This is a genomic window from Altererythrobacter sp. CAU 1644, from assembly GCF_029623755.1.
Taxonomy (GTDB): domain Bacteria; phylum Pseudomonadota; class Alphaproteobacteria; order Sphingomonadales; family Sphingomonadaceae; genus Erythrobacter; species Erythrobacter arenosus.
Window position 1 is genome coordinate 2,535,092 of record NZ_CP121106.1, and the last position, 24,677, is coordinate 2,559,768.

General features: G+C 65.8%; 19 protein-coding genes. 16 read left to right on the forward strand and 3 right to left on the reverse strand.

The window, feature by feature from the left end; genetic code table 11:
* Positions 1–53: 53 nt before the first annotated feature.
* The 4 genes from P7228_RS12630 to recN all read left to right on the forward strand — a co-directional run bounded on the left by P7228_RS12630 (position 54) and on the right by recN (position 4,303).
* The gene (locus P7228_RS12630; RefSeq protein WP_430732474.1) at positions 54–857 is read left to right on the forward strand and encodes an outer membrane protein assembly factor BamD; all 804 of its coding nucleotides are present in this window, start codon (positions 54–56) and stop codon (positions 855–857) included.
* Between the two features lie 225 nt (positions 858–1,082).
* The gene (locus tag P7228_RS12635) at positions 1,083–1,256 is read left to right on the forward strand and encodes an HP1242/YdcH family protein (protein ID WP_278015594.1); all 174 of its coding nucleotides are present in this window, start codon (positions 1,083–1,085) and stop codon (positions 1,254–1,256) included.
* Between the two features lie 99 nt (positions 1,257–1,355).
* On the forward strand, positions 1,356–2,549 hold the full coding sequence (gene nhaA, locus P7228_RS12640; protein WP_278015595.1) for a Na+/H+ antiporter NhaA: 1,194 nt from the start codon (positions 1,356–1,358) through the stop codon (positions 2,547–2,549).
* Positions 2,550–2,638: 89 nt separating this feature from the next.
* Positions 2,639–4,303 (forward strand): DNA repair protein RecN, encoded by a 1,665-nt coding sequence (recN, locus tag P7228_RS12645; RefSeq protein ID WP_278015596.1) that lies wholly within the window; start codon positions 2,639–2,641, stop codon positions 4,301–4,303.
* A 165-nt stretch (positions 4,304–4,468) separates the two neighbouring features.
* Here the strand turns inward: recN and P7228_RS12650 are convergent, their stop codons facing one another.
* A complete protein-coding gene (locus tag P7228_RS12650) occupies positions 4,469–4,948 on the reverse strand; it encodes a peroxiredoxin (RefSeq protein WP_278015597.1) in 480 nt (159 codons plus the stop codon).
* Between the two features lie 177 nt (positions 4,949–5,125).
* Between P7228_RS12650 and P7228_RS12655 the strand changes: the two genes are divergently transcribed.
* The 9 genes from P7228_RS12655 to trxA all read left to right on the forward strand — a co-directional run bounded on the left by P7228_RS12655 (position 5,126) and on the right by trxA (position 18,673).
* On the forward strand, positions 5,126–5,587 hold the full coding sequence (locus P7228_RS12655) for an S-adenosyl-L-homocysteine hydrolase (RefSeq protein ID WP_278015598.1): 462 nt from the start codon (positions 5,126–5,128) through the stop codon (positions 5,585–5,587).
* 233 nt (positions 5,588–5,820) lie between these two features.
* Positions 5,821–7,233: an adenosylhomocysteinase gene (ahcY, locus tag P7228_RS12660; RefSeq protein ID WP_278015599.1), complete on the forward strand. Its 1,413-nt coding sequence runs from the start codon at positions 5,821–5,823 to the stop codon at positions 7,231–7,233.
* A 101-nt stretch (positions 7,234–7,334) separates the two neighbouring features.
* A complete protein-coding gene (locus P7228_RS12665) occupies positions 7,335–9,674 on the forward strand; it encodes a sensor histidine kinase (RefSeq protein ID WP_278015600.1) in 2,340 nt (779 codons plus the stop codon).
* Entirely contained in the window at positions 9,671–10,114 is a 444-nt protein-coding gene (gene tsaE / locus P7228_RS12670) for a tRNA (adenosine(37)-N6)-threonylcarbamoyltransferase complex ATPase subunit type 1 TsaE (RefSeq protein ID WP_278015601.1), read from the forward strand. The genes P7228_RS12665 and tsaE overlap by 4 nt, the downstream gene beginning before the upstream one ends.
* On the forward strand, positions 10,111–11,097 hold the full coding sequence (locus P7228_RS12675; RefSeq protein WP_278015602.1) for an aminoglycoside phosphotransferase family protein: 987 nt from the start codon (positions 10,111–10,113) through the stop codon (positions 11,095–11,097). Before tsaE ends, P7228_RS12675 begins: the two co-directional genes overlap by 4 nt.
* A complete protein-coding gene (locus tag P7228_RS12680) occupies positions 11,094–11,810 on the forward strand; it encodes a nucleotidyltransferase family protein (RefSeq protein WP_278015603.1) in 717 nt (238 codons plus the stop codon). The genes P7228_RS12675 and P7228_RS12680 overlap by 4 nt, the downstream gene beginning before the upstream one ends.
* Positions 11,803–14,829 carry a PD-(D/E)XK nuclease family protein gene (locus tag P7228_RS12685; RefSeq protein ID WP_278015604.1) on the forward strand — a complete coding sequence of 1,009 codons (3,027 nt, stop codon included), beginning with the start codon at positions 11,803–11,805 and terminating at the stop codon, positions 14,827–14,829. The genes P7228_RS12680 and P7228_RS12685 overlap by 8 nt, the downstream gene beginning before the upstream one ends.
* The gene (gene addA, locus P7228_RS12690) at positions 14,826–18,272 is read left to right on the forward strand and encodes a double-strand break repair helicase AddA (RefSeq protein WP_278015605.1); all 3,447 of its coding nucleotides are present in this window, start codon (positions 14,826–14,828) and stop codon (positions 18,270–18,272) included. Before P7228_RS12685 ends, addA begins: the two co-directional genes overlap by 4 nt.
* Before the next feature lie 80 nt (positions 18,273–18,352).
* On the forward strand, positions 18,353–18,673 hold the full coding sequence (gene trxA, locus P7228_RS12695; protein WP_278015606.1) for a thioredoxin: 321 nt from the start codon (positions 18,353–18,355) through the stop codon (positions 18,671–18,673).
* Here trxA and P7228_RS12700 read toward each other — a convergent pair.
* The gene (locus P7228_RS12700; protein WP_278017767.1) at positions 18,670–19,440 is read right to left on the reverse strand and encodes an inositol monophosphatase family protein; all 771 of its coding nucleotides are present in this window, start codon (positions 19,438–19,440) and stop codon (positions 18,670–18,672) included. The genes trxA and P7228_RS12700 overlap by 4 nt on opposite strands.
* Before the next feature lie 29 nt (positions 19,441–19,469).
* Entirely contained in the window at positions 19,470–20,696 is a 1,227-nt protein-coding gene (argJ, locus tag P7228_RS12705; RefSeq protein WP_278015607.1) for a bifunctional glutamate N-acetyltransferase/amino-acid acetyltransferase ArgJ, read from the reverse strand.
* An 85-nt stretch (positions 20,697–20,781) separates the two neighbouring features.
* On the opposite strand from argJ, the gene P7228_RS12710 reads away from it, so the two are divergent.
* The 3 genes from P7228_RS12710 (at position 20,782) to secA (ending at position 24,675) form a co-directional block, all read left to right on the forward strand.
* Entirely contained in the window at positions 20,782–21,507 is a 726-nt protein-coding gene (locus tag P7228_RS12710; protein ID WP_278015608.1) for an energy transducer TonB, read from the forward strand.
* A gap of 58 nt (positions 21,508–21,565) precedes the next feature.
* The gene (locus tag P7228_RS12715; protein ID WP_278015609.1) at positions 21,566–21,841 is read left to right on the forward strand and encodes a hypothetical protein; all 276 of its coding nucleotides are present in this window, start codon (positions 21,566–21,568) and stop codon (positions 21,839–21,841) included.
* Positions 21,842–21,930: 89 nt separating this feature from the next.
* The gene (gene secA, locus P7228_RS12720) at positions 21,931–24,675 is read left to right on the forward strand and encodes a preprotein translocase subunit SecA (protein WP_278015610.1); all 2,745 of its coding nucleotides are present in this window, start codon (positions 21,931–21,933) and stop codon (positions 24,673–24,675) included.
* Positions 24,676–24,677: the final 2 nt, after the last annotated feature.

Consider the following 24,677-nt stretch of genomic DNA (forward strand, 5'->3'; position numbering starts at 1 on the left):
GCGTTCAGAACTTCACTTGGCGTTCATTCGCGTGCTGGCTATAGGCTCGGGCCATGACGACACTCCCGCGCATTTCCGCCAAGCCCGTACTGGCCGCCGTGATGGCCGCCTCGACCGTATTCCTGGCCGGTTGCGCCGGCCGTGGAGGGGGCGACGAGGATGTCGCCTACGTCGCGCGCGACGTCGAAACGCTTTACACCGAGGCGAAGACCCAGCTCAGCCGCGGGCGGACCAAGCTGGCCGCCGCGCTGTTCGACGAGGTCGAGCGCCAGCATCCCTATTCGCCCTGGGCCCGCCGCGCCCAGCTGATGAGCGCCTTCAGCTATTACGTTGCGCAGGATTACAACAAATCGATCCAGAGCGCGCAGCGCTTCCTCTCGATCCACCCGGGCAACAAGGACGCGCCCTATGCCTACTACCTGATCGCGCTCAGCTATTACGAGCAGATCAGCGACGTGCAGCGCGACCAGAAGGTGACCGAACAGGCCCGCACCGCACTGCGCGAAGTGTCGCGCCGCTTCCCCAACAGCGAATATGCCGCCGACGCACGGCTCAAGCTCGACCTGGTCAACGATCATCTCGCCGGCAAGGAGATGGAGATCGGGCGCTATTACCAGAAGTCGGGCAAGTGGCTCGCCGCGCAGCTGCGCTTCCAGAACGTGGTCGAGAACTTCCAGACCACCAGCCACGCGCCCGAGGCGCTCTATCGCCTGACCGAAAGCAGCCTCTCGCTCGGCCTGAAGGAAGAGGCAGTGAAGTTCGCCTCGGTCCTGGGCGCGAACTATCCGGGCAGCGAGTGGTACGACAAGGCCTATGACCTGATCCAGAAGCACGCGCAGGGCGTCACCGCGACCTGACCGGCACCGGACGCGGAAAAATATTTCCGAATCCTTGAAACCAGATCGATTTGGTCGCATTTAGTAGATGCGGACCGGGCCCCTCTGGCGGGCGTTTGAAAGAACGCTCGTGATGTCGGACCGTATCGGATGACCGATGCGTTGCTGGCGGGCCCTCCCAACTCTCTCCATGCCCTCCGCACCATCGGTTCTCCGATCGATTAACTCTCGATCTAGGAGTGATTGATGACGGCCCGAATGTTCAAACTGACCCAGATCCACCAGCGGATCGACGAGCGTATCCGGCTCGAAATGCGCAAGCTGCGCCCTGACTGGATGGAGCTCACGCGGCTCAAGCGCATGAAGCTGCGCGCCAAGGACGCGCTCTACCGTTTGTCCCAACACCGCAAACCGGCCTGATAGCCGGGGTGGCCGGGATCGTGCGTCCTCCCCCACCGCACCCAGCGATCCCGGCCGCCATACCCGATTTTTCCCTGAAGCTGCCCAACGAGTATTTCCATGGTCACCACGATTGCGCCGATGCTGCGCGAGTTCCTGCAAAAAGAAAGCGCCGGCGGAATCACGTTGATCTTTGCGGCAGCCCTGGCGCTGCTGGTTGCCAATAGCCCGCTGGCAGCGTCCTACACCGAATTCCTCGGCATCCAGGTGGTGGCGGGGATCGGCTCCTTCCTGATCGACAAGCCGCTGTTGCTGTGGATCAACGACGGGCTGATGGCGCTGTTTTTCTTCCTCGTCGGGCTCGAGGTGAAGCGCGAAGTGCTCGATGGCCAGCTGTCGAGCTGGGACAAGGCCTCGCTTCCCCTGATCGCCGCGGTCGGCGGGATGGCGATCCCGGCCGCCATCTTCCTGATGCTCAATTCCGGCTCGCCCGAGACGCAGGCCGGATGGGCCATTCCGGCCGCGACCGACATCGCCTTTGCGCTCGGTATTCTTTCGCTCCTCGGCCCGCGTGTGCCGGTGGCGCTCAAGGCGCTGCTGCTCGCGATCGCGGTGATCGACGACATCGGCGCCATTGCCATTATCGCCCTGTTCTATTCGGGCAATATCGACATGACGATGCTCGGCAGCGGCGCGATCGTCCTGCTGGTGCTCGGCATGGTCGGGCGCTTCCGCATCGGTTCGAGCATCCCCTACGTGCTGCTGGGCATCCTGATGTGGGCCTTCGTGCTCAAGTCGGGCGTCCATGCGACGCTGGCGGGCGTGGCTGCGGCCATGTGCGTCCCGATGGTCGCGCGCGACGGTGAGCGCCCGCTCGAGCGGATGGAGCATGCGCTCCACCCCTGGGTGGCCTTCCTCATCATCCCGATCTTCGGCTTCGCCAATGCCGGCGTCTCGCTGATCGGGCTCGAGCCCTCGGCGCTGTTCGAGCCGCTCCCGCTCGGCATCGCGCTCGGCCTGCTCGTCGGCAAGCAGATCGGCATCTTCGGCTTTGCCTATGCCGCGGTGAAGACCGGCATGGCCAAACTGCCGGAGGATGTGAACTGGCGCCAGGTCCATGCCGTGTCGCTGCTCGCGGCCATCGGCTTCACCATGAGCCTGTTCATCGGCAACCTCGCATTTGCCGACCCGGTATTGATCGATGCGGTCAAGCTGGGCGTGCTCGCGGGCAGTACGATCGCGGCGATCGCCGGATACCTGCTGCTGCGCGCGACCCTGTCGCAGGAACCGGAGCCCCAGCCCGAATTGGCCTAGGTCGGCCCGACGCGCGCAACTTGTTGTTCGCAAGCGTGCGCGCGGCTCGTGACGAGCGCCTGCGCATGGGCTAGAGATTCGGGTCTGCAATGCTGACCCGTCTCTCCATCCGTAACATCGTGTTGATCGAGGCGCTCGACCTCGATTTCGGGCGCGGGCTCGGCGTGCTGACCGGCGAGACGGGGGCGGGCAAGTCGATCCTGCTCGATGCGCTCGGACTGGTCCTTGGCGACCGGGCGGAAACCGCGCTGGTGCGCGGCGGTGCGGACAAGGCCAGCGTCAGCGCCAGCTTCGAATTTGCCAATCTCCCCGATGCGGTCGCCGCGGCGCTCGCCGATGCGGATATCGAGATCGAACAGGGCGAGCCGCTGATCATTCGCCGCCAGATCAAGGCCGACGGGGGAAGCAAGGCATTCATCAATGACCAGCCGGTCGGGGTTGCGCTGCTGCGCGAGATCGCACCGGCGCTGGTCGAGCTGCACGGACAGCATGACGACCGCGGGCTGGTCAATCCGCGCGGCCATCGCGCGCTGCTCGATCGCTATGCCGAGAGCGACGCCGAGGGGCTGGCGAAGAACTGGCAGGCGTGGCGCGCGGCGGAAGACCGGCTGGCGGAAGCGCGCGATGCGGTCGAACAGGCCAAGGCCGACCAGGACCTGCTGCTGGCGCATCTTGCAGAACTGACCGCGATCGAACCGCAGGCGGGGGAGGAGGCGCGCCTCGCCGAAACCCGCGCTTCGATGCAGAAAGGCGAGCGGCTGTCGGGCGACCTCGATGAGTTGCGGCATATCTGGGAGGGCTCGGAATCGCCGCTGGCCCACCTGCGGGTCGCGGCCCGCCGGCTCGACCGGATCGCCGAAGAGCATCCACTGCTGGCCGACGCGCTGGCTGCACTCGACCGCGCGGTGATCGAGGCGGGCGAGGCGGAGGACAAGCTGCAGGCTGCCGCCGAGGCGCTCGAACACGATCCGATGGCGCTCGAAGCGGCCGAGACGCGGCTGTTCGAATTGCGCGCCATCGCGCGCAAGCATCGCTGCGAAGTCGACGAACTGCCCGAGAAGATGCGCGAAATGCGCGGCCAGCTCGACAAGATCGAGGGGGGCGAGGCCGAACTCGATGCGCTCGAAGCGGCGGCGAAGGATGCGAGCGAGCGCTATCTCGCCAAGGCGGAAGCGATCCATCAGGCGCGGCTGCGCGCGGCCAAGGCGCTCGACAAGGCGGTGGCGGCCGAGCTGGCGCCGCTCAAGCTCGATGCGGCGAGCTTCCTCACGGCGGTCGGCAAGCTGCCGCAGGAGAAATGGGGCGCCAACGGGATCGACAGCGTCGAATTCCTGATCGCGACCAATCCCGGGGCCGATTTCGCGCCGCTCGCCAAGATCGCCAGCGGCGGCGAATTGTCGCGCTTCATCCTCGCGCTCAAGGTCGCGCTGGCCGAACAGGGCGGGGCGGCGACGGTGATCTTCGACGAGATCGACCGCGGCGTGGGCGGGGCGGTCGCCTCCGCCATCGGTGAACGGCTCGCGCGGCTGGCGCAGGACGGGCAATTGCTCGCGGTGACGCACAGCCCGCAGGTCGCCGCGCGCGGGCAGACGCACTACCTGATCGCCAAGAGCTCCGAAGGCACGGTGACCAAGACCAGCGTGACGCTGCTCGATGCGGCCGGGCGGCAGGAGGAAATCGCGCGGATGCTGTCAGGCGCCGAAGTAACGCCCGAGGCGCGGGCCCAGGCGGACCGGCTGCTGGAGGGGGTCTAGTCGGTCGCTGCGGCTGACGGCTTTTTCGTGGGCAAGGGGCCTTGCACACACTCCGGTTGTCCTGAGAGCGGTGGTGCATTGTCGACCAGGACTTCCACCCACATCCAGCCAAACGAAAAGGGCGCCGCAGCGGGCACCCTTTCCACTATTCCGATTTTGGCGAGCTCAGAGCTGGCCGAGCATGTGCTCCGCGCTCGAGACCGAGAAATCGCCCGGCGCCTCGACATTGAGTTCCTTGACCACGCCGTCCTCGACGATCGCAGACCAGCGCTGGCCGCGCTTGCCCAGGCCGAAGCCCGAACCGTCCATCGTCAGGCCGACGGCTTCGGCGAAATCGCCATTGCCATCCGCCAGCATGGTGATGTCGTCGCTGCCGGCCGCGCTCTTCCATGCGCCCATGACGAAGGCGTCGTTCACCGCCGTGGCGGCAATCTCGTCGATACCCTTGGCCTTCAGTTCCTCGGCCTTTTCGACATAGCCGGGCAAGTGGCGCGCCGAGCAGGTCGGCGTGAAGGCACCGGGCACCGAGAACAGCGCCACCTTCTTGCCTGCAAAATACTCGCTCGAGCTGACCTGCTCCGGACCGTTCTCGGTCGCCTTGACCAGCGTCACTTCGGGAAGCTTGTCCCCAACCGAAATTGCCATCGTGAAAATCCTTTCCTGATCCCGTCCTTCGCCCCCGACTTAGTGATTGCCCGCGATCCTGCAACCGCTTTCGCTGGTTAAGATCGCTTCACCTTCAGTGTTTAGCGCCGGGTAAATGCCCGGGCGCACAGTGGCTGTGGGGCAAGCATGGGAGGCTTGCCGAAGAGGGGACCAGACATGACGATACTGAAGAAGGCCGCGCTGGGATTGGCTGCCGTTTCCACGCTCGCCTGGCCGGGGGTCGCTTCGGCCGACGCGGTGACCAGCAATGCCGAGAACATTCGCAAACTCGACATCATGCTGATGGTGACATCGCTGCGCTGCCGCACCGGGCCGCACAATTTCCAGGCCGACTACCAGACATTCTCGCGCACGCACCTCTCGACGCTCAACCGCGCCGCAGCCCAGTTGCAGGGAGATCTCTCGCGTCGCCACGGGGCCAAGGGAGCGAAGCGGGCGCTCGACCGGATCAGCGTGACCATGGCCAACCAGTACGGCACCGGGCATCCGTGGCTCGAATGCGCGGCGCTCAAGAAGGTGACCCGCGACCTGACTGCTGAACGCGACGTTGGCCGCTTTTCGACCGCTGCCACCGAGCTGCTCGACCATCGCCCGACGACGCGCTGGGCGGCGCTCTAGACGATCTTCGGAACCTCGGGCTGGAACGGGTCGCCACAAGAGCAATCCAGCCAATGGGACGAGGGCGGTGCCAACTCCTGGCGCCGCCCTTTTTCGTCCGGACTATCCGACGCGGAATAACGATATAAAGATCGCTTTATATTTGCTTCGCCGGGTTTGAGTCGCTAGAGGCGCCGCACGAATTGCAGCTTCGCCATTCGCGCGAAGCCCTCTGCCGATACCAGGAGAAGACCGTGGCCGAAGCCAGCCAAGACTACATCGTGAAGGACCTCTCGCTCGCCGATTACGGCCGTGCGGAAATCGCCATTGCCGAAACCGAAATGCCCGGCCTGATGGCGCTGCGCTCGGAATATGGCGCTGAACAGCCGCTCAAGGGCGCGCGCATCACCGGTTCGCTGCATATGACGATCCAGACCGCGGTGCTGATCGAGACGCTGGTCGCGCTCGGCGCCGAAGTGCGCTGGGCCACCTGCAACATCTTTTCCACCCAGGACCACGCCGCCGCTGCCATCGCGGCCCAGGGCATCCCGGTCTTCGCGATCAAGGGCGAGAGCCTGGCCGAATACTGGGACTACGTGGGCCGCATCTTCGACTGGTCGAGCGATGAGGATCCCGACTGCACCGCCAACATGATCCTCGACGACGGTGGCGATGCAACCATGTTCGCGCTGTGGGGCGCCCGCGTCGAGGCCGGCGACGAACTGCCTGAGCCGACCAATGCCGAGGAAATCGAATTCCAGCGCGCGCTGAAGGAATTTCTCGCCAAGAAGCCGGGCTACCTCACCGCCTCGGTCAAGAACATCAAGGGCGTGTCGGAAGAGACGACCACCGGCGTCCACCGCCTCTACCACATCGCCAAGGGCGGCAAGCTGCCGTTCCCGGCGATCAACGTGAACGACAGCGTCACCAAGTCGAAGTTCGACAACCTCTACGGTTGCCGCGAATCGCTGGTCGACGCAATCCGCCGCGCGACCGATGTCATGCTGTCGGGCAAGGTCGCCTGCGTGGCCGGCTTCGGCGACGTCGGCAAGGGCTCGGCCCAGTCGCTCCGCAATGGCGGCGCGCGCGTGCTGGTGACCGAGATCGACCCGATCTGCGCGCTGCAGGCAGCGATGGACGGGTTTGAGGTCGTGACCATGGAAGACGCGGTCAAGGTTGCCGACATCTTCGTCACCGCGACCGGCAACGAGCATGTCATCACCGCCGACCACATGGAGGCGATGAAGGACAAGGCGATCGTCTGCAACATCGGCCACTTCGACAGCGAAATCCAGATTTCGGCGCTCAACAATTACGAGTGGAACGAGCTCAAGCCGGGCACCGACCTGGTGAAGTTCCCCGACGGCAAGGAAATCATCGTCCTCGGCCAGGGCCGCCTGGTGAACCTCGCCTGCGCGACCGGGCACCCGAGCTTCGTGATGAGCTTCAGCTTCACCAACCAGACGCTCGCCCAGATCGAGCTGTGGAAGAACGCCGGCGACTACAAGAATGACGTCTACGTCCTGCCCAAGCACCTCGACGAGAAGGTCGCGGCGCTCCACCTCGACAAGCTCGGCGTCAAGCTGACCAAGCTCAACCAGAAGCAGGCCGACTATATCGGCGTGCCGGTGGAAGGGCCGTTCAAGCCCGAGCATTACCGCTACTAAGCGGCGCTTCATCGACAAATCAGGAAAGCCCCTGCGATTGCGGGGGCTTTTCGCTTTCTGGGCCATTGCATCGCGGGCATGCGGCGCATAGCTGGGGCACCATGGAACTTTCGCTCACCGCGCTCGCCCTGATGGGGCTGCTGCTGGCCGCCTGGACGGTCGGCGCCGCGGTGATGATGGTCAGGGCATCGAAGCGCGTCGAGCGCCACGATGCGATCAAGAAGAGCATGCGGCGCATGAGCCAGATGCTCGACGAAGCGCCCGCAGTCCCCCTGCTGGTCCGCGCGGATGGCAAGATCGAGGCGCCCGAGCGGCTGGCGCGCTGGCTCGGCCTCGAGAAGATGCCGCAATATCTCAGCGAACTCGACGGCGGCGACGGTTCGGGCCTGTCGGCACAGCAGCTCGACGAGCTATCGGCCGCTGTCCGCAAGACGCAGAAGACCGCCGCCCCGTTTCGCATGGCAATTACCCCGCCGGGCTCGAACAAGGCGCTGGCGCTGCGCGGAACCCTGTCCGATCCGCAGATTTCCCCCGGCGGTGCGGCGCTGGTGTGGGTGTTCGATTTTTCAGAAAGCGAACACGAACTTGCCGGGCTGCGCGAGGAAGCGGCGCGCGCCAAGGGCGATTTCGCGGCGCTGGTAGGCCTGATCGAGGCGGCGCCGATGCCGATGTGGTTTCGCGGTGGCGACGGACGCCTGCGGCTGGTCAACAAGGCCTATGTCGCCGCGGTAGGAGCCCAGGGCGCCGACGAGGTCGTGTCGCGCCAGGTCGAACTGATCGAGCCGGTCGACGGGCTCACCCCGGCCCAGATCGCGCAGCAGGCGGCGCGGCAGGAAATGGCGGTCGAACGTATCGTCCCGGCCACGATCGATGGCAAGCGGCACAGCTTCCGCGTCAGCGATCTCCCGCTCGGCACCGAAGGCGTCGCGGGCTATGCGGTCGATATCGAGGATCTCGAGGCGCAGAAACGTGCGTTCAACGCTTTCCGCAAGGCGCAGCGGGCAATGCTCGACCAGCTCTCGATCGGGGTTGCGCAATTCGACGAGGAGCAGAAGCTGGTTTTCGCCAACCAGCCGTTCCTGCGCCAGTTTGCCCTGTCGCCCGACGCAGTGCGCGAGGGGCTGGCATTCGACCGATTCCTCTCGACCGCACGCGAGAACAAGCGCACGCCCGAGGTGCGCGACTTTCCGACCTGGCGGCGCGAGCACGTCGACTGGTTCTCGCTCAGCGAATCGTTCGAAGAGCATTGGCCGCTTCCCGGCGGCGTCCACCTGCGGACCGTTGCGCAGCCGATGCCCGACGGCGGGCTGGTGCTGATCGCCGAAGACCGGACCGAGCAACTGGCGCTCTCCGCAACCCGTGACACGCTGCTGCGTACCCGCACCGCCACGCTCGACAGCCTGTTCGAAGCGCTCGCGGTGTTCGCGCCCGACGGATCGCTCCAGCTGTGGAACCGCAGCTTTGCCGGCACCTGGGGTCTTGCCGAGGACCAGCTCGATTCGCACCCGAGCGCGGACCGCCTGCTGGAGCTGGTTGCCCCCAATCTCGCGCGTCCGGCCAAGGCCAAGGCGATCGGCGAGATCATTCGTGCGGCCACGCTCGATCGTAAGGAGAAGGGCGGGAGGATCGAACTGGCCGATGGGCGCACGCTCGAATTCGCCGGCGTGCCGCTGCCGGATGGCAACGGGCTGCTGACCGTGCTCGACATCACCGATTCGCAGAAGGCAGAGAATGCCCTGCGCGAACGCAACATCGCGCTGGAAGAGGCCGATGCGGTGAAGGCGCGCTTCCTCGCCAATATGTCCTACGAATTCCGCACGCCGCTGACATCGATCGGCGGCTTCGCGGAACTGATCCAGAGCGGCGCAGCCGGGCCGGTTTCCGAGCAGATGGCAGAGTACACATCGGCGATTCTCGAATCGGTCGCGCGCCTGACCGAACAGGTCGAAAACGTCCTCGACCTGTCGCAGAGCGAGGCGGGCCTGCTGCCGCTAAGCAAGGAGAGATTCGAGCTGCTGCCCTTCGTGACCGAAGTCGTGCGGAGTCGCGAGGGTCCGATCGTGGAGGGCAATCTGTCGCTCGACCTGCGCGGCAATTCGGGCGGACTGGTCGAGGCCGACAAGCGCCAGCTCGGCAGGGTGATCGGCAATCTGGTCGACAATGCGATTGCTGCGACCCCGGCGGGCGGCAAGATCCTGGTCGATATCGGCAAGACCCGCGAAGGCGCCCGGATCGTGGTGTCCGACAACGGGCGCGGCATGAGCGATGACGAGCTTTCGCGGGCGCTCGACGGATTGCGGCGTTCGCCCGATGGCTCGCTCGAACGGCGGCAGGGGCTGGGTCTCCCGCTTGCGCGCCAATTGGTCGAGGCACATGGCGGCACGCTGTCGCTGCTCAGTGAGCCGGGCGCCGGCACGACGGCCACCATTCTTATCCCGTGAAGCAGGAACTCCCCGATCTCGCCTCGGTCGAGGTTTTCGGTGAACGTATCGCCGCGCGGCTGCGTGCAGGCGACGTGATCGCGCTGACCGGAAATCTCGGCGCGGGAAAGACAACGCTCGCCCGGGCGATCCTGCTGGCGCTGGGGCATGAGGGCGAAGTGCCGTCGCCGACCTTCACCATCATCGAAACATACGACGCGCCGCCGCTGCGCCTGCCCGCAGTCCATGCCGATTTCTACCGGCTCGAACGGCCGGAAGAGGCCGCGGAGATCGGCCTCGACGACTATCGCGAAGGCGCGGCGCTGATCGCCGAATGGCCTGACAAGGCGGGCGGTTTCGCACAGGAGTCACAATGCCTCTCCATTTGTCTCGAATTTGCGGATGAGGGGCGGATCGCAATTGTCGAAGGTGGTGAGGATTGGCTAGGGCGGATGCCATGAGCGAACTTCCGGCTGGGATCGAAGAATTTCTCGAAAATGCGGATTGGGGCGGGGCGGAGATCGACCCGATCCCGGGCGATGCCTCGTTCCGGCGTTACTTCCGCATCCGTCGCGGTGACGACCAGGCGATGCTGATGCATGCGCCGCCGCCGCATGAGGATCCGCAACCGTTCCTGACGGTCGGGAACTGGCTGACCGAATTCGGCCTGCGCGCGCCGCGCGTCTATGCCGCGCAGCCGCGCGAGGGCTGGGTCCTGCTGGAAGATTTCGGCAACGACCGGATGCGCGACTGGCTCGATGCCAATCCCGATGGCGAACAGGCGGCCTATGAAGGCGCGATCGACGCGCTGATCGAGCTTCACACGAAGCCAGCCGGGCCCTTCGATCCTTACGACATAGCGATGTATCACCGCGAGGCCGGCTTCATGACCGAGTGGTATTGCCCGGCGATGCGGCTTGACGCCGACGAGGCGGGGTATTTCGCCGCCTGGGACGAGGCGCTCGCGCCCATGCTGACGCGCCAGAACCCCGGCGTCACGGTGCTGCGCGACTATCACGCCGAGAACATCATGCTGCTGGGTGATCCGCGTCAGGGGGCCGAGCAGGGGTTGATCGACTTCCAGGACGCGCTGGTGGGTCACAAGGCCTATGACCTCGTCAGCCTGCTGCAGGACGCCCGGCGCGATGTTTCGCTGGAGCTCGAGCGCGCGATGCTCGATCGCTATATCGCTGCGACCGATGCCGATGCGGAGTTCGAGGCCGACTATGCGCGGCTCGGCGCACAGCGGAATGCGAAGATCGTCGGCATCTTCACCCGGCTCTACAAGCGCGATGGCAAGCCGCGCTATCTCGACCTGATCCCGCGCGTGTGGGAAGCGATGGAGCGCGACCTGGCGCATCCGGCGCTTGCCCCGGTGGCGCGCTGGTTCGACGCCAACATCCCGCCGGAATTGCGCGACCAGAAGGGCGGCAGGCCTGAATGAGGCAGCTTGCGTCCGATACCGCGATGGTCATGGCGGCGGGCCTCGGCAAGCGGATGCGCCCGCTCACCGCCTCGCAGCCCAAGCCGATGGTGCGGGTCGCAGGCAAGCCGCTGATCGACCATGCGCTCGACCGGCTCGCCGATGCCGGCGTGACCAAGGCGGTGGTCAACGTCCATTATCTTGCCGATGCGCTCGAAGCGCATGTGACCGAGCGTGAATTGCCGGCGATTACCGTGTCCGACGAGCGGGCGGAACTGCTCGAAACCGGCGGCGGGATGATCAAGGCGCTGCCGCACCTGCCCGACCCGTTCTTCTGCCTCAACGCCGACAATATCTGGCTCGATGGGCCGCGCAGCGGCTTCCACGACCTGTCGCAGCATTGGAATCCGGACAAGATGGACGCGCTGCTGCTGGTTGTCCCGCATTCGCGCGCGATCAACTTCAGCGGGCAGGGCGATTTCCATATGGATGCGCTCGGACGGCTTTCGCGACGCAAGCCCGGGCGGATTGCGCCCTTCATCTACACCGGCATCCAGCTCGTTTCGCATCGCCTGCTGCGCGATGCGCCCGACGGCCGCTTCTCGACCAATGTCCTGTGGAATCGCGCGATCGAGGAAGGCCGCCTGTTCGGCACCAGTTTTACCGGACAGTGGTTCGAAGTCGGCAGCCCCCAAGCGATCAAGCCGACCGAAGACGCGCTGGCGCGTGGCTGAGCGCGGCGGCCCCAAGGTTTACTCGATCGCCGCGCACCGCGGTTTCGCCGATGCGCTGGTGGCGGGCCTGCTCCCGCGATATTTCGATCCCGAGCTCGGCCTGTCGCGGCTGACCCTGCTGCTGCCGTCGAGCCGCGCCGCGCGCACGGTGAGCGAGGCCTTCATCCGGCTGACCGGCGAGCAGGGCATGCAGGGCCTGCTGATGCCGCGCATGGCGATGGTCGGCGACCTCGACCTCGACGAGACGCTGAGCGCACTGCTCGACCCGCTGGGCGCGAGCGAGATCCCCCCGGCGGTCGACCCGACGCGGCGCTGGCTCGAACTGGCGGAGCTGCTGCGGGTTGAATTGGAGGAGGCGGGGCGCGTGGTCCCGGGCAGCGCCGGGCTGCTGCGGCTGGCGCGCGAGACCGCGGCGACCATGGACCGGCTGCTGGTCGAGGAGGTGGCGCCCGACGACCTGATGAGCGAACGGGTGCTCGATCTGCTCGCAGGCAATGTCTCGCGTCACTGGCAGGACAGCATTCGCATCTTTGCACGCGTCCAGGCGCGCTGGCGGGCCCGTCTCGAGGAACGCGGCGAAGTCGATGCGGCAACGCGCCGCAACCTGCTGTTCGATCGGGCCGCGCGGCGCTGGCGCGAGGAGCCACCGGAATCTCCCATAGTCGCCGCCGGGGTGACCAGCGCGGCGCCCGCGCTCGCCCGCATGCTGCGCGCGATTGCCCATCTTCCCGAGGGTGCTGTGATCCTGCCCGATGTCGACCTCGCGATGGACGATGCCGCGTGGGAGGAACTCGGTCTGGCGGGGCAATCGAAGGAACCGGGCGGTCCGGTGTTTGCCCGGAGCGATTCGCTGACTCATCCGCAATATCACCTCAAGCTGCTGCTTGGCCGCATGGGGCTGAACCGCGCGGAGGTCGACCAGTGGCACCGCAAGGGGCTGGGCGCGGCATCGCCCGAGCGGACGCATGCGATTTCCTCGCTGTTCCTGCCCCCCGAAGCGAGCAAGGCCTGGGTCGATCTTGACGCGCGCAAGCGGCGGCTCTCGGGCGTGCGGCTGATGACGCGGCCGACCAGTGAGGAGGAAGCGCAGGCGATCGCCCTGCTGGTGCGACAGGCGTTGGAAGCTCCGGAGAAGCGCGTGGCGGTCGTCACTCCTGACCGCGGGCTGGCGCGGCGGGTCGTGCGCCATCTCGAGCGCTGGAACATCGCTGCCGACGATACCGCCGGTACACCGCTCAACCTGACCGCGGCGGGCCGGTTTTTCCTCCAGCTCACCGAATGCGTGACCGAAGGATTCGCCCCGGTCCCCCTGATCGCGGCGCTGGCGCACCCGCTGGTGCGGAGGGACGGCGACCGCCGCGCATGGCTCGAAAACCTGCGCGCCTTCGAACGGCGGCTGCGCGGCCCGCGGCCATCGCAGGGACTGGAGGTGCTGGGCGAGATCGCGCGCAAGGCCGGGGTCGAGGATTGGTGGAGCGACGAGGTCGCGCCCGTGCTCGCGCCGCTGGCGCTATCCGGGGAACGGCTCCCGCTGGCCGAATTGCTCGACCTGCTGATCGGGGCGGGTGAGGCCCTGGCAGGCGAAGATCTGTGGGCGCAAGAGGACGGGCGGGCCTTGTCGCGCTTCGTCGAGGAATTGCGGTTGCAAGCGCGCGAGACGGGAACGCTGGTCGCAGTCTCGGACATCCACTCCGCTTTGCGCGATGCGATGGAGCAGGTGGCGGTTCGGCCACCCTATGGCGGACATCCGCGCGTCGCGATCTATGGCCTGCTCGAAAGCCGCATGACCCGCGCCGACCTGGTAATCTGCGGCGGGCTCAACGAAGGCACTTGGCCGGGCGTTCCGGGGAGCGACGCGTTGCTCGCGCCGCCGATCCTGCGCGCCCTCGGCGTGCCGGGGGCTGACTTCCGCATCGGCCTGTCCGCGCATGACCTCGCCGGGGCGCTCGGCGCCCCCGAAGTGGTGCTCAGCCGGGCCGAACGCGACATGGACGGGCCGACCATCCCCTCGCGCTTCCTGCTCAGGATCGAGGCGCTGTTGAGCGAGAATGCCGAGGCGCACCGCGAAGCGGAGATTCCGCAGCTGGCGCAGCATCTCGATCGCCTTGCGCCCGCTGCCGAGGTCTATCCGCGACCACGCCCCGATCCTTCGGCGGAACTGCGCAAGGTCACGATCAAGGTGACCGCGCTCGATCGCCTGCTGGGCGATCCCTACCAATTCTACGCGCAGGAAATTCTCGGGCTGCGTGTGCTCGACCCGCTCGATGCCGAGGCGACACCCGCGCTGCAGGGCACGCTGGCGCATGAGGTGCTTGAGCGGTGGCACAAGGCGCGCAAGGCGGATGCGAGTGCTGGATTGATCCCGATTGCCGAGGAAATCCTCCGCGACAGCAGCCTCCATCCCTCGATCAAGGCGCTGTGGAAGCCGCGACTGTTCAAGGCGCTCGAATGGGTCGAGGCGCAGATTGCTGCGCAGCAGAGCGAGGGGCGCGAAGTGATCGGCGTCGAGCGCAAGGGCGAGATGCTGGCCGATGGCGTGCGTATTCATGGGCGCGCCGACCGGATCGATCGTCTGCCCGATGGAACGCTGGCGATCGTCGATTACAAGACCGGCAGCCCGCCATCGGCGGCGCAGGTCGAAGCGGGCTATGCATTGCAACTCGGCCTGCTTGGCCTGATCGCGCGCGAAGGCGATTTCGATGGCCTGTCGGGTGCGGCCTCGACCTTCGAATACTGGTCGCTCGCCAAGAAGGACGGCGAGTTCGGCTATGTCGATGTACCGATGAAGGTCGGGCGCAAGACGAGCGGCTTGCTGCCCGAGGAATTCCTGCCGCGGCACGAGGACTTTCTCGAGCGGGCTATCGCGCGCTTCATCCTCGGTCGCGATCCCTTCACCGCCAAGGAAAATCCCGACTATCCCGGCTACACCGATTACGACCAGCTGATGCGGCTCGAGGAATGGCAGATCCGCGTAATCGACACCGATGACGGCGCCGGGCCGGGAGGGCCCCCGGCATGAGCGGGGCGGTCTATCCCCTCCAGGGCAACCAGCGCGAGGCGGTCGACCCGCGGCTAAACGTCTGGCTCTCCGCCTCGGCTGGGACTGGCAAGACGCAGGTGCTCTCGGCGCGCGTGCTGCGGCTGCTGCTGCGCGAAGGCGTCGATCCATCGCAGATCCTGTGCCTCACCTTCACCAAGGCAGGTGCGGCGGAAATGGCGGTGCGGATCAATTCCGTGTTGGCGCGCTGGGTGCGGCTCAAGGACACCGAACTGGCGAAGGAACTGGGTCATCTCGGTGCCGATACCGGACCCGAGAGCCGCGAGCGGGCCCGCACCCTGTTTGCCAGCGTACTCGATTGCCCTGGCGGGGGCCTGCGCATCGACACGATCCATGCTTTCTCGCAATGGTTGCTCGCCAATTTCCCCAACGAGGCTGAACTAATTCCCGGCTCGCGACCGATGGAGGATCGCGAGCGCGAGCTGCTCAGCCGCGAAGTGCTGGGCGAGATGCTGACCGAGGCAGAGCGTATCCACGACAGCGCGACGCTCGACGCAGTGGCCGAATTCACGACACGCAAGGATCCCGACGCGCTGCGTAGCTGGCTGATGCGCTGTGCCCGGCAACATCGCCTGTGGTTCGGACGGACCGCATGGCAACCGCCGATGCGTGGGCAGGTGCTGCAATTGCTGGGACTGCCGAGCGATGCGGATGCGCTGTGGATGGCAGACGCGCTCTCGCCCGAGATATTTCCCGACCACCAGCTTCGCGCTATGCTGCCGGTGCTCGCCGGATGGAATGCGAAGACCGGCCAGGAAAGCGCGAGTTTCATCGAGCATTGGCTCACGCTCGAGACGGGCGCCCGCATGGATGCCCTGGGCGGTTTCTACGACACCGTGCTCAAGAAGGACGGGACGCCGCGCACGATGAAGAAGCCAAGCGACGAGGACCCGCACTTCGTCGCGCGCCAGCAGGAGGTCGTCGAAGCGGTGGCACTGGTCGCCGAGCGGCAGACGCTGCTCGACCTCGCCGATTTCCTCGCGCCGGCGCTGGAACTGGGGCGGAAATTCGCGCTCTTGTGGGACGAGGCCAAGACCCGCGAGGGCCTGCTCGATTTCGACGACCTGATCGAGCGCGCCGCACAACTACTGACCGAAAAGGCCGATGCGGACTGGATCCGCTACAAGCTCGACCGGCAGTTCGATCACATCCTCGTCGACGAGGCGCAGGACACCAATGAGGCGCAGTGGAACATCATCCTCGACGGGCTGATCGACGACTTCTTCTCGGGCGAGGGTGCGGCGGCGGGCAGGTTGCGGACCATCTTTGCAGTCGGCGATTACAAGCAGGCCATCTTCGGTTTCCAGGGCACCAGCCCGGAAAATTTCGAGGCCGCCAAGTTGCGCGTCAAGGCGGGGATCGGCAACGCCGCGGCGAGCGACGAGGTGCGCCGCAGCGGCTTGACGCCGCAGTTCGGGGATCTCGACCTCGGCCAGTCGTTCCGCACTGCCAGGAGCGTGCTGACCTTCGTCGACGGTGCGATTGCGGCGATCGGACCGGGTGCCTTCGGCCTCAAGGACGAACCGTCGCTGCATATCGGTGAGGAGCGACCTGGCCTCGTCACGCTGTGGGAGCCGGTGCGCGATGCCCGCGGCAATGATGCAGACAGCGAGGCGCAGGACTGGCTGGCGCGCCACGACCGCATGCTGGCCGAGAAGATCGCGACGCAGGTGCAGCGCTGGGTCAAGGGAGGCGAGCCCTTCGCGCTCGAGAAGGGCCGGAAGCGCAATGCCAGCGCGGGCGACATCATGGTGCTGGTGCGCAAGCGGCGCGAACTCGCCGCGCTGATCGTCGCGCGGCTCCATGCCAAGGGCGTGCCGGTGGCGGGCGTCGATCGCCTGCGCCTCGGCGCGCCGCTGGCGGTGAAGGATCTGGTGGCGGCGCTCAAGTTCGCCGCGCAGCCGCTCGACGACCTGAACCTGGCCAATCTGCTGGCTTCACCCTTGGTCGGGTGGAGCCAGGAGGAACTGCTCGCTTTCGTCCCGCGGGGGGAGAAGCGACGGTTATGGCATCACTTGCGCGAGAGCGACGAACCGCAGGTTGCGCACACCGTCGCCAAGCTGCGCGATCTCCTCGCGGGGGCCGATTTCGAGACGCCCGAGGCGTTGCTTCACTGGATGCTGGTGGGGCCGTGGCAGGGGCGCCAGAAGCTCATCGCGCGGCTCGGGCGCGAGGCAAACGATCCGATCGACGAACTGGTCAATGCCGCCTTCGCCTATGAAGCGGTGCATACTCCTTCGCTGGCAGGTTTCATTCAGTGGTTCGAGGCCGGGGACAGCGAACTCAAGCGCGATGCCGGGGAGAGCAGCGACCTCGTCCGCGTAATGACGGTGCATGGTTCCAAGGGCCTACAGGCGCCGATCGTGATCCTCGCCGATGCCGCCGGTCGGCCGAGCGAGGACGGGGAGCTATCGCTGCGCGAGGACGAGGCGATCGGACAGGGCCGCGAGGTTCCGGTTCCGGCTTTACGCAAGGAGGAGATCGCCGGCCCGCTCGATGCGCGCAAGCAGGCGGCAGTGGCTGCCGAACTGCAGGAGCACTGGCGGTTGCTCTATGTCGCGATGACGCGCGCGGAGGAAGCGCTGTTCATCGGCGGGTCGCTGGGGCCGCGCGATGCCAAGGGCCCGCATCCCGATAGCTGGTATGCGCGTCTCGCGCCGCTGTTCGGCGAGGATGCGCTGGAGGACGATCTGTGGGGCGCCCGCAGCGAATGGGGCGAGCGCTCTCCGCCCGTGCGGGAAGAAGCGGGCACACCTCCAGCGGAGCACGGGACATTGCCGGACTGGGCCCGTACGCCGATCGGGCCCGAGCCGCGGCCGCCGCGTCCGCTGGCGCCGTCTCGCGCAGGCGAGGAGCAGGGCGCCGATCCGCCGCTTCCGGCTGGTGAGGTGCGCGAAGCCGCGCGGCGCGGGGTGCTGATCCACCGGCTGCTCGAACGCCTGCCCGAACTCGAGCGTGACCAGAGGCGCGCGGCCGCGGAGGCCTGGCTCGCCAGGCAGGCGCACGACCTCTCCGAGAATGCGCGAGCGGATATCCTCGCTCGCGCGTTGCAGGTGCTCGACCATCCCGACTTCGCTGAGGTCTTCTCACCCGCAGCGCTGGCCGAGGTGCCGCTTGCTGCGATCGTCGGGGGCGAGGTGATCGCGGGCACTGCCGACCGGCTGCTAGTGACCAGGGACCGCGTCACCGTGGTCGATTTCAAGACCGCACGGCGACCGCCGACTTCCGCCGCGGCGATCCCCGAATCCGTGCTCAAGCAGATGGCGGCCTATGTCGCCGCGCTCGAGGCGATCTATCCCGGCCGTGCGGTGCGCGCAGCGGTGCTTTACACGCAAACACCTGAGATATTTGCCCTTTCCGATGCCCAGGTCTGGACGTTCAAAAACGCCTTCCAGAAAAGCTAGGAAAGCTTTCCACACCCAACCGTTGTCCCCACGGCAAAGCCGCCTAGATTGGTGGCAACGAAAATTCAGGAGATTCCCCAATGGCAACCGTCAACGTCACCGACGCCAGCTTCCAGAGCGATGTGCTCCAGTCCGACAAGCCCGTGCTGGTCGATTTCTGGGCCGATTGGTGCGGCCCGTGCAAGATGATCGCGCCCGCGCTCGAAGAAATCAGCGACGAGCTGGCCGACCAGGTGACCATCGCCAAGATGGATATCATGGAGAATCCCGATACGCCCGGCAGCCTGGGTGTGCAGGGCATTCCCTTCCTCGCGCTCTACAAGGGCGGCGAGAAGGTGGCCGAACTTACCGGCGCCCGGCCCAAGAGCCAGCTCAAGGCGTGGCTCGAAGGCGAGCTCTAATCCCGCGGCGCCAGCGCGCGCTTCGCAAATTCGTCCCATATGGCCGGGGTTGATGCACCGATCAGCCCCGGCTTTTCATGTTCGTCGACGCGGTATTCGCTGCCGTCGAGCCGCGCCGCCTTGCCACCCGCCTCGTTGAGCCAAAGCACGCCTGCGCCGTGATCCCAGGGCAGGGTGCGCTTGAAGCTGGAAACGTCATTCTCGCCCAGAGCGAGGCGCGGGTATTGCTCGGCTGCGCAGCGCGGGATATCGACCAGCCGGTAGTGCGGGGCGAGGCGCGCATCGACCAGCGCGCGCTGTTCCTCGGTCAGGAAAATGCGCGCGATCGCCGCGACCGGTGGCGCTTCGCCGGTGGTGCGCGAGGCAATGCGCTCCCCATCGACAAAGGCGCCGGCGCCGCGATGCACGTGGCAGAAGCGGTCCGACAGGCAATCGTAGATCCAGCCGGAATGGCACAGCCCGCCGCTGGCCTGCGCGAGGATGATGCCGAAGGGCGGCTTGCCATGCGCGAAATTATGCGTCCCGTCGATCGGGTCGACGATCCAGCAGTCGCCGCCCAGCGCGCCGAGCACCGCCGGGTCGGCATGCGCCGCCTCTTCGCCGACGATGGCAAGCGAGGGGTCCAATGCCGCCAGACCTTCTGCCAGCATGTCCTCGGCTTCGCGATCGGCAATCGTCACGAGGTCGTCGCTGGCCTTCTCGATAACGTCGCCATCTGACAGGTTGCGAAACCGCGGCAAGATGGCGCGCTGGGTTACCTCGCGCATCAGCGCCAGGATCGATGCGTCGAGGCCGGTCACGACCGGTAGTCGGCGTTGATCGAGATGTAGCCGTGGGTAAGATCGCAGGTCCACACGGTTGCGCGGCCTTCGCCCACACCGAGGTCGACCGCGATGTCGATGTCCGAACCCTTGAGATGCGCGGCGACGGGTGCCTCGTCATAGTCCTCGACCGGGAGGCCGTTTCGCGCGGCCCAGATGCCGCCGAAGGCGATCGAGAGTTTGTCGCGATCTGCCGGTTCGCCGGCCTTGCCCACGGCCATGACGACGCGGCCCCAATTGGCGTCTTCGCCCGCGATGGCGGTCTTGACCAGCGGCGAGTTGGCGATCGAGAGGCCCACGCGGTGCGCGCTCTCATCGGAGGCGGCGCCGGACATGCGGATGGTGATGAACTTGCTCGCGCCTTCACCGTCGCGCACCACGAGTTGCGCCAGCTGGCGGCAGACATCCGTCAGTGCGGCGGCAAAGGCGTCGGCCCCCGCGTCGTCAAAGCTTGCGAGCGGCGCATTGCCTGCCCGGCCAGTCGCAAAGGCCAGCACAGTGTCGCTGGTCGAGGTATCACCATCGACGGTGATGCAGGAAAAGGTCTGCCGGTTCGCGGTGGACAGCAGCTGCTGCAGGAAGGCGGGATCAACCGCCGCATCGGTGAAGATGTAGCCGAGCATGGTCGCCATATCGGGCGCGATCATGCCGCTGCCCTTGATGATGCCGCACAGCGTCACGGTCTTGCCGCCGACGACCGCGCTCGATGTTGCGCCCTTGGTAAAGGTGTCGGTTGTACCAATCGCTCGCGCTGCATCTTCCCACCCGCAAGGTTCTGCGGCGAGAGCCTTGGCGACGCCGTCGCGCGCCTTGTCCTTGGGCAGCGGCACGCCGATCACGCCGGTCGAGGACACGAACACCTCCCCGGGCGCGCAGCCGATCCCCTCGGCCACCTGCGCCATGATCTGCTCGACCGCCTCGCGTCCGCGATAGCCGGTGAACGCGTTCGAATTGCCGGCGTTGACGATCAGGGCACGCGCACGGCCGGATCTGACCTGCTCACGCCCCATTTCGACCTCGGACGAGGCGCAGGCGCTTTGCGTGAAGACGCCCGCCACAGCAGTGCCTTCCGCCAATTCGGCAAAGGTCAGGTCCGCGCGGTCCCAGTTCTTGTAGCGCGCATTCGATACGCGCAGCGTGACCCCGTCGATCGCGGGCATATCGGGAAAGGGCAGGGCGAGGGGAGAGCGTTCCAGGTCCATCGGCCGCGAGTTAGGGCAGCGCGATGCAGCTAACAAGCTTGCATTGATCAATCGAATTGGCCAACTCGCGTGGTGGAGGCTGTTTATGCTGGGAATTCGCGCATTTGTTGGTGTGATCGGCGTGATCGCTGCGGGAAACCTGATGGCCCAGGAACCCGTGCCATCGGCCCCTGTTCAGGCAGATGCAGCGAAGAAGGCCGCGACGACGCCACCGCCGATCAGGGTCATTCCCTCACCCCCTCCGCCGCAGAAATTCGATCCCCCTGAGGAATTGCCCGCCGATCCTGAACCGTTGGGGGACAAGGATGCCTGGATCACGGCCAATGACTATCCGCTGCGGGCGAAGCGGGCCGGAACCGAGGGGCGGACGGCGTTCGAGCTTGCGATCAACCAACACGGCCGCGTCTATTCCTGCCTCGTTACCGAAACGAGTGGAAATTCCGAACTCGATTCAGCGACATGCCGGCTCGTGCGGGCGCGGGCGCGCTTTCGTCCGGCCTTCGACGCTGATGGGAATCCCGTTCCAGGCAAGTACAACGAGGCTGTTCGCTGGACCCTCAGAGCATTTCCGACACCGGAGGTTTACGGCGCTGCCTTCGCCTTCACCGTGACCGAGGACGGTTCCGTCGTGGATTGCGAAGTCAACGGAATGATCGGGACGGTTCCCAAGGGCTTGCTCGAGCGGAATCCCTGTACCCGCGTCCGCAAATTCGAGCCGTTCCGCGATGCCCAGGGCAACCCCGTGCGCAAGCGTGTGACGACCAGTTACGCGCAAGATGTAGTCGATTTGCCCGCGACAGATGGGAATTAGAGAAATTCGCATGCCCGAACGTGGACTTTTGGCGCGAAAATAACTATCTTGCCGCGCAATGTTACGCCGTCTTCTCGCCTGCCTCGCGCTGCTTACCGGACTTGCCGCCATCGGCTCCCCGGTCAGCCCCGCCATGGCCGAGGCGCTGACAGGCCAGGTCGGGCAGAGCGTCGTCGCCGCGCAAGCGGAAAGCGGACAGAAATGTGTCTGCGACTCGCGCACCGCAACCGGACCGGATTCGGAGAAATGCGCGGATCGCAATCCCGCTCCGCGCAAGACCATCCGCATCTACATCCCGACCGTGCAATTCGGCGCCGATCGCGCGTACGAATAGCCTAGGGCTACAATCCGCCTGATTTCCCGGCAGCCGGCAGTTCATGCGCGGCTGCGCCTCTCTACATTTCAGTCCCGACAGGACCATCCATGCTCAACACCGTTCTCAAGTCTGTTTTCGGCTCGTCCAACGACCGCTACGTCAAGTCGATCGGCAAGATCGTCAATCAAATCAATGCTCTCGAACCGCAGATCCAGGCGCTATCCGATGACGAACTGAAGGCGCAGACCGACAAGTTCCGTCGCCAGCTCGACGATGGGGCATCGCTCGACGATATCCTGCCCGAAGCCTTCGCCACGGTCCGCGAAGCCTCAGTCCGCGTGCTCGGCATGCGGCATTTCGATGTGCAGCTCGTCGGCGGCGTGGTTCTTCACCGCGGCGAAATCGCCGAGATGCGTACGGGCGAGGGCAAGACGCTGGTGGCGACGCTCGCCACCTATCTCAACGCGATCGAGGGCAAGGGCGTCCACGTCGTTACCGTCAACGACTACCTTGCCCGCCGCGACGCCGAATGGATGGGGCAGCTCTACAGCTGGCTTGGCCTGACCGTAGGCGTTGTCGTGCCGAACATGAACGAGTTCGAGAAGCGCGACGCCTACAATGCCGACATCACCTACGGCACCAACAACGAATACGGGTTCGACTACCTGCGCGACAACATGAAGCACGAGCGCCGCCAGATGGTGCAGCGCCCCTTCAATTTCGCCATCGTCGACGAGGTCGATTCGATCCTGATCGACGAGGCGCGTACGCCATTGATCATCTCGGGCCCGACCGAGGACAAGCAGGACCTCTACATCTCGATCGACGAGGTGGTGAAGACCATTCCCGAGGATTGGTACGAGAAGGACGAGAAGTCCAAGAGCATCCAGCTGACCGAAGACGGCACCGAGGAAGTCGAGAAGCTGCTGATCGAGAAGGGCCTGCTGGCCTCGACCAACCTCTACGACGTCGAAAACACCCAGGTCGTCCATCACCTCGACCAGGCGCTCAAGGCGGTGCACATGTTCAAGCGTGACACCGACTACATCGTGAAGGACGACAAGGTCGTCATCATCGACGAATTTACCGGCCGCATGATGGACGGCCGCCGCTGGTCGAACGGCCTGCACCAGGCGGTCGAGGCCAAGGAAGGCGTCAAGATCGAGCCCGAGAACCAGACGCTCGCCTCGATCACTTTCCAGAACTACTTCCGCATGTATCCCAAGCTTTCGGGCATGACCGGTACCGCGGCCACGGAAGCAGCGGAATTCTGGGACATCTACAAGATGAACGTGGTCGAGATTCCGACCAACGTCCCGGTCCAGCGCATCGACGAGGAAGACGAGTTCTACAAGAACACGCTCGACAAGTTTGCCGCCATCGCCAAGGCGATCAAGGAAAAGAACGAGATCGGCCAGCCGGTACTGGTGGGTACCGTCTCAATCGAGAAGTCCGAATTGCTGAGCCAGTTCCTCGAGAAGGAGGGCGTCGAGCATGCCGTCCTCAATGCCCGCTTCCACGAGCAGGAAGCGCATATCGTGGCGCAGGCCGGGCGCCTGGGCGCGGTGACCATCGCCACCAACATGGCGGGCCGCGGGACCGACATCCAGCTTGGCGGTAACATCGAGTTCCGGATCGAGGACGAGCTGTCCGAGACGCCCGAAGGTCCCGAGCGCGACGCGGCGATCCAGAAGATCAAGGACGAAGTCGCGGCCGAAAAGGCCAAGGTGCTCGAGGCGGGCGGGTTGTTTGTGCTCGGTACCGAGCGTCACGAGAGCCGCCGCATCGACAACCAGCTGCGCGGTCGCTCGGGCCGCCAGGGCGACCCCGGCCTGTCGCGCTTCTACCTCTGTCTCGAGGACGACCTGCTGCGCATCTTTGGCCCGGACACGCTGTTCGCCAAGATGATGAATTCGAATCTCGCCGATGGCGAGGCGATCGGTTCGAAGTGGCTCTCCAAGGCCATCGAAACTGCCCAGAAGAAGGTCGAGGCGCGCAACTACGACGTCCGCAAGCACGTCGTGCAGTTCGACGACGTGATGAACGACCAGCGCAAGGTCATCTACGAACAGCGCGGCGAGATCATGGAGGCCGACCGCGTCGATGACGTAGTAGTCGACATGCGCAATGACACGATCAACGCGCTGGTGGCCGATGCCTGCCCGCCGGGATCGTATCCCGAACAATGGGATATCGATGGGCTCAAGGAGCGGGTCGAGGACGTGCTCGGCCTCAATCCGCCGATCGATGCCTGGCTCGAGGAAGACCATGTCGAGCCCGAATTGCTCGAGGAGCGTCTCGCTGCAGAAGCCGACGCGGTGATGGAGCGCAAGTTCGCCAATGCCGACGAGGGGATCTGGCGCCAGGTCGAAAAGAGCATCCTGCTCGAACGGCTAGACCACCACTGGAAGGAACACCTCGCGACGCTCGACGCGCTGCGCCAGGTGGTGAACCTGCGCGCCTATGCGCAGAAGCAGCCGATCAACGAATACAAGCAGGAAGCATTCGGCCTGTTCGAGCGCTTGCTCGACACGCTGCGCGAAGACGTGACCCGGATCCTGCTCAAGTCGGAGATCAGGGCCGAACCGGCGCCGATGCGCGACCTGCCGGACCTGCCCGACTTCCTCACCGGGCACATCGATCCGCTGACGGGCTTCGACAATTCCGACGATGGCGACGGCTCGTTCGAACGGCCAGAGCTGTTCGGATCGCTCGCCGGTTCGCCGCGCGCTGCGTCAGGCCCGGGCGGGGCCGATGCCCGCAACCCCTATGCCGACATGGACGTCAGCCGCAACGCGCCGTGCCCGTGCGGTTCGGGCAACAAGTACAAACACTGCCACGGCGCAGCGTAAGG

Bases quoted from the DNA above. Each gene is read 5' to 3' on its own strand.
- P7228_RS12715 (WP_278015609.1), top strand. From the start codon at position 21,566: ATGTTACGCCGTCTTCTCGCCTGCCTCGCGCTGCTTACCGGACTTGCC.
- nhaA (WP_278015595.1), top strand. From the start codon at position 1,356: ATGGTCACCACGATTGCGCCGATGCTGCGCGAGTTCCTGCAAAAAGAA.
- P7228_RS12650 (WP_278015597.1), bottom strand. From the start codon at position 4,948: ATGGCAATTTCGGTTGGGGACAAGCTTCCCGAAGTGACGCTGGTCAAG.
- P7228_RS12710 (WP_278015608.1), top strand. From the start codon at position 20,782: ATGCTGGGAATTCGCGCATTTGTTGGTGTGATCGGCGTGATCGCTGCG.
- argJ (WP_278015607.1), bottom strand. From the start codon at position 20,696: ATGGACCTGGAACGCTCTCCCCTCGCCCTGCCCTTTCCCGATATGCCC.
- addA (WP_278015605.1), top strand. From the start codon at position 14,826: ATGAGCGGGGCGGTCTATCCCCTCCAGGGCAACCAGCGCGAGGCGGTC.
- recN (WP_278015596.1), top strand. From the start codon at position 2,639: ATGCTGACCCGTCTCTCCATCCGTAACATCGTGTTGATCGAGGCGCTC.
- trxA (WP_278015606.1), top strand. From the start codon at position 18,353: ATGGCAACCGTCAACGTCACCGACGCCAGCTTCCAGAGCGATGTGCTC.
- P7228_RS12700 (WP_278017767.1), bottom strand. From the start codon at position 19,440: ATGCGCGAGGTAACCCAGCGCGCCATCTTGCCGCGGTTTCGCAACCTG.
- P7228_RS12635 (WP_278015594.1), top strand. From the start codon at position 1,083: ATGACGGCCCGAATGTTCAAACTGACCCAGATCCACCAGCGGATCGAC.
- P7228_RS12655 (WP_278015598.1), top strand. From the start codon at position 5,126: ATGACGATACTGAAGAAGGCCGCGCTGGGATTGGCTGCCGTTTCCACG.
- secA (WP_278015610.1), top strand. From the start codon at position 21,931: ATGCTCAACACCGTTCTCAAGTCTGTTTTCGGCTCGTCCAACGACCGC.
- P7228_RS12675 (WP_278015602.1), top strand. From the start codon at position 10,111: ATGAGCGAACTTCCGGCTGGGATCGAAGAATTTCTCGAAAATGCGGAT.
- P7228_RS12665 (WP_278015600.1), top strand. From the start codon at position 7,335: ATGGAACTTTCGCTCACCGCGCTCGCCCTGATGGGGCTGCTGCTGGCC.
- P7228_RS12680 (WP_278015603.1), top strand. From the start codon at position 11,094: ATGAGGCAGCTTGCGTCCGATACCGCGATGGTCATGGCGGCGGGCCTC.
- P7228_RS12630 (WP_430732474.1), top strand. From the start codon at position 54: ATGACGACACTCCCGCGCATTTCCGCCAAGCCCGTACTGGCCGCCGTG.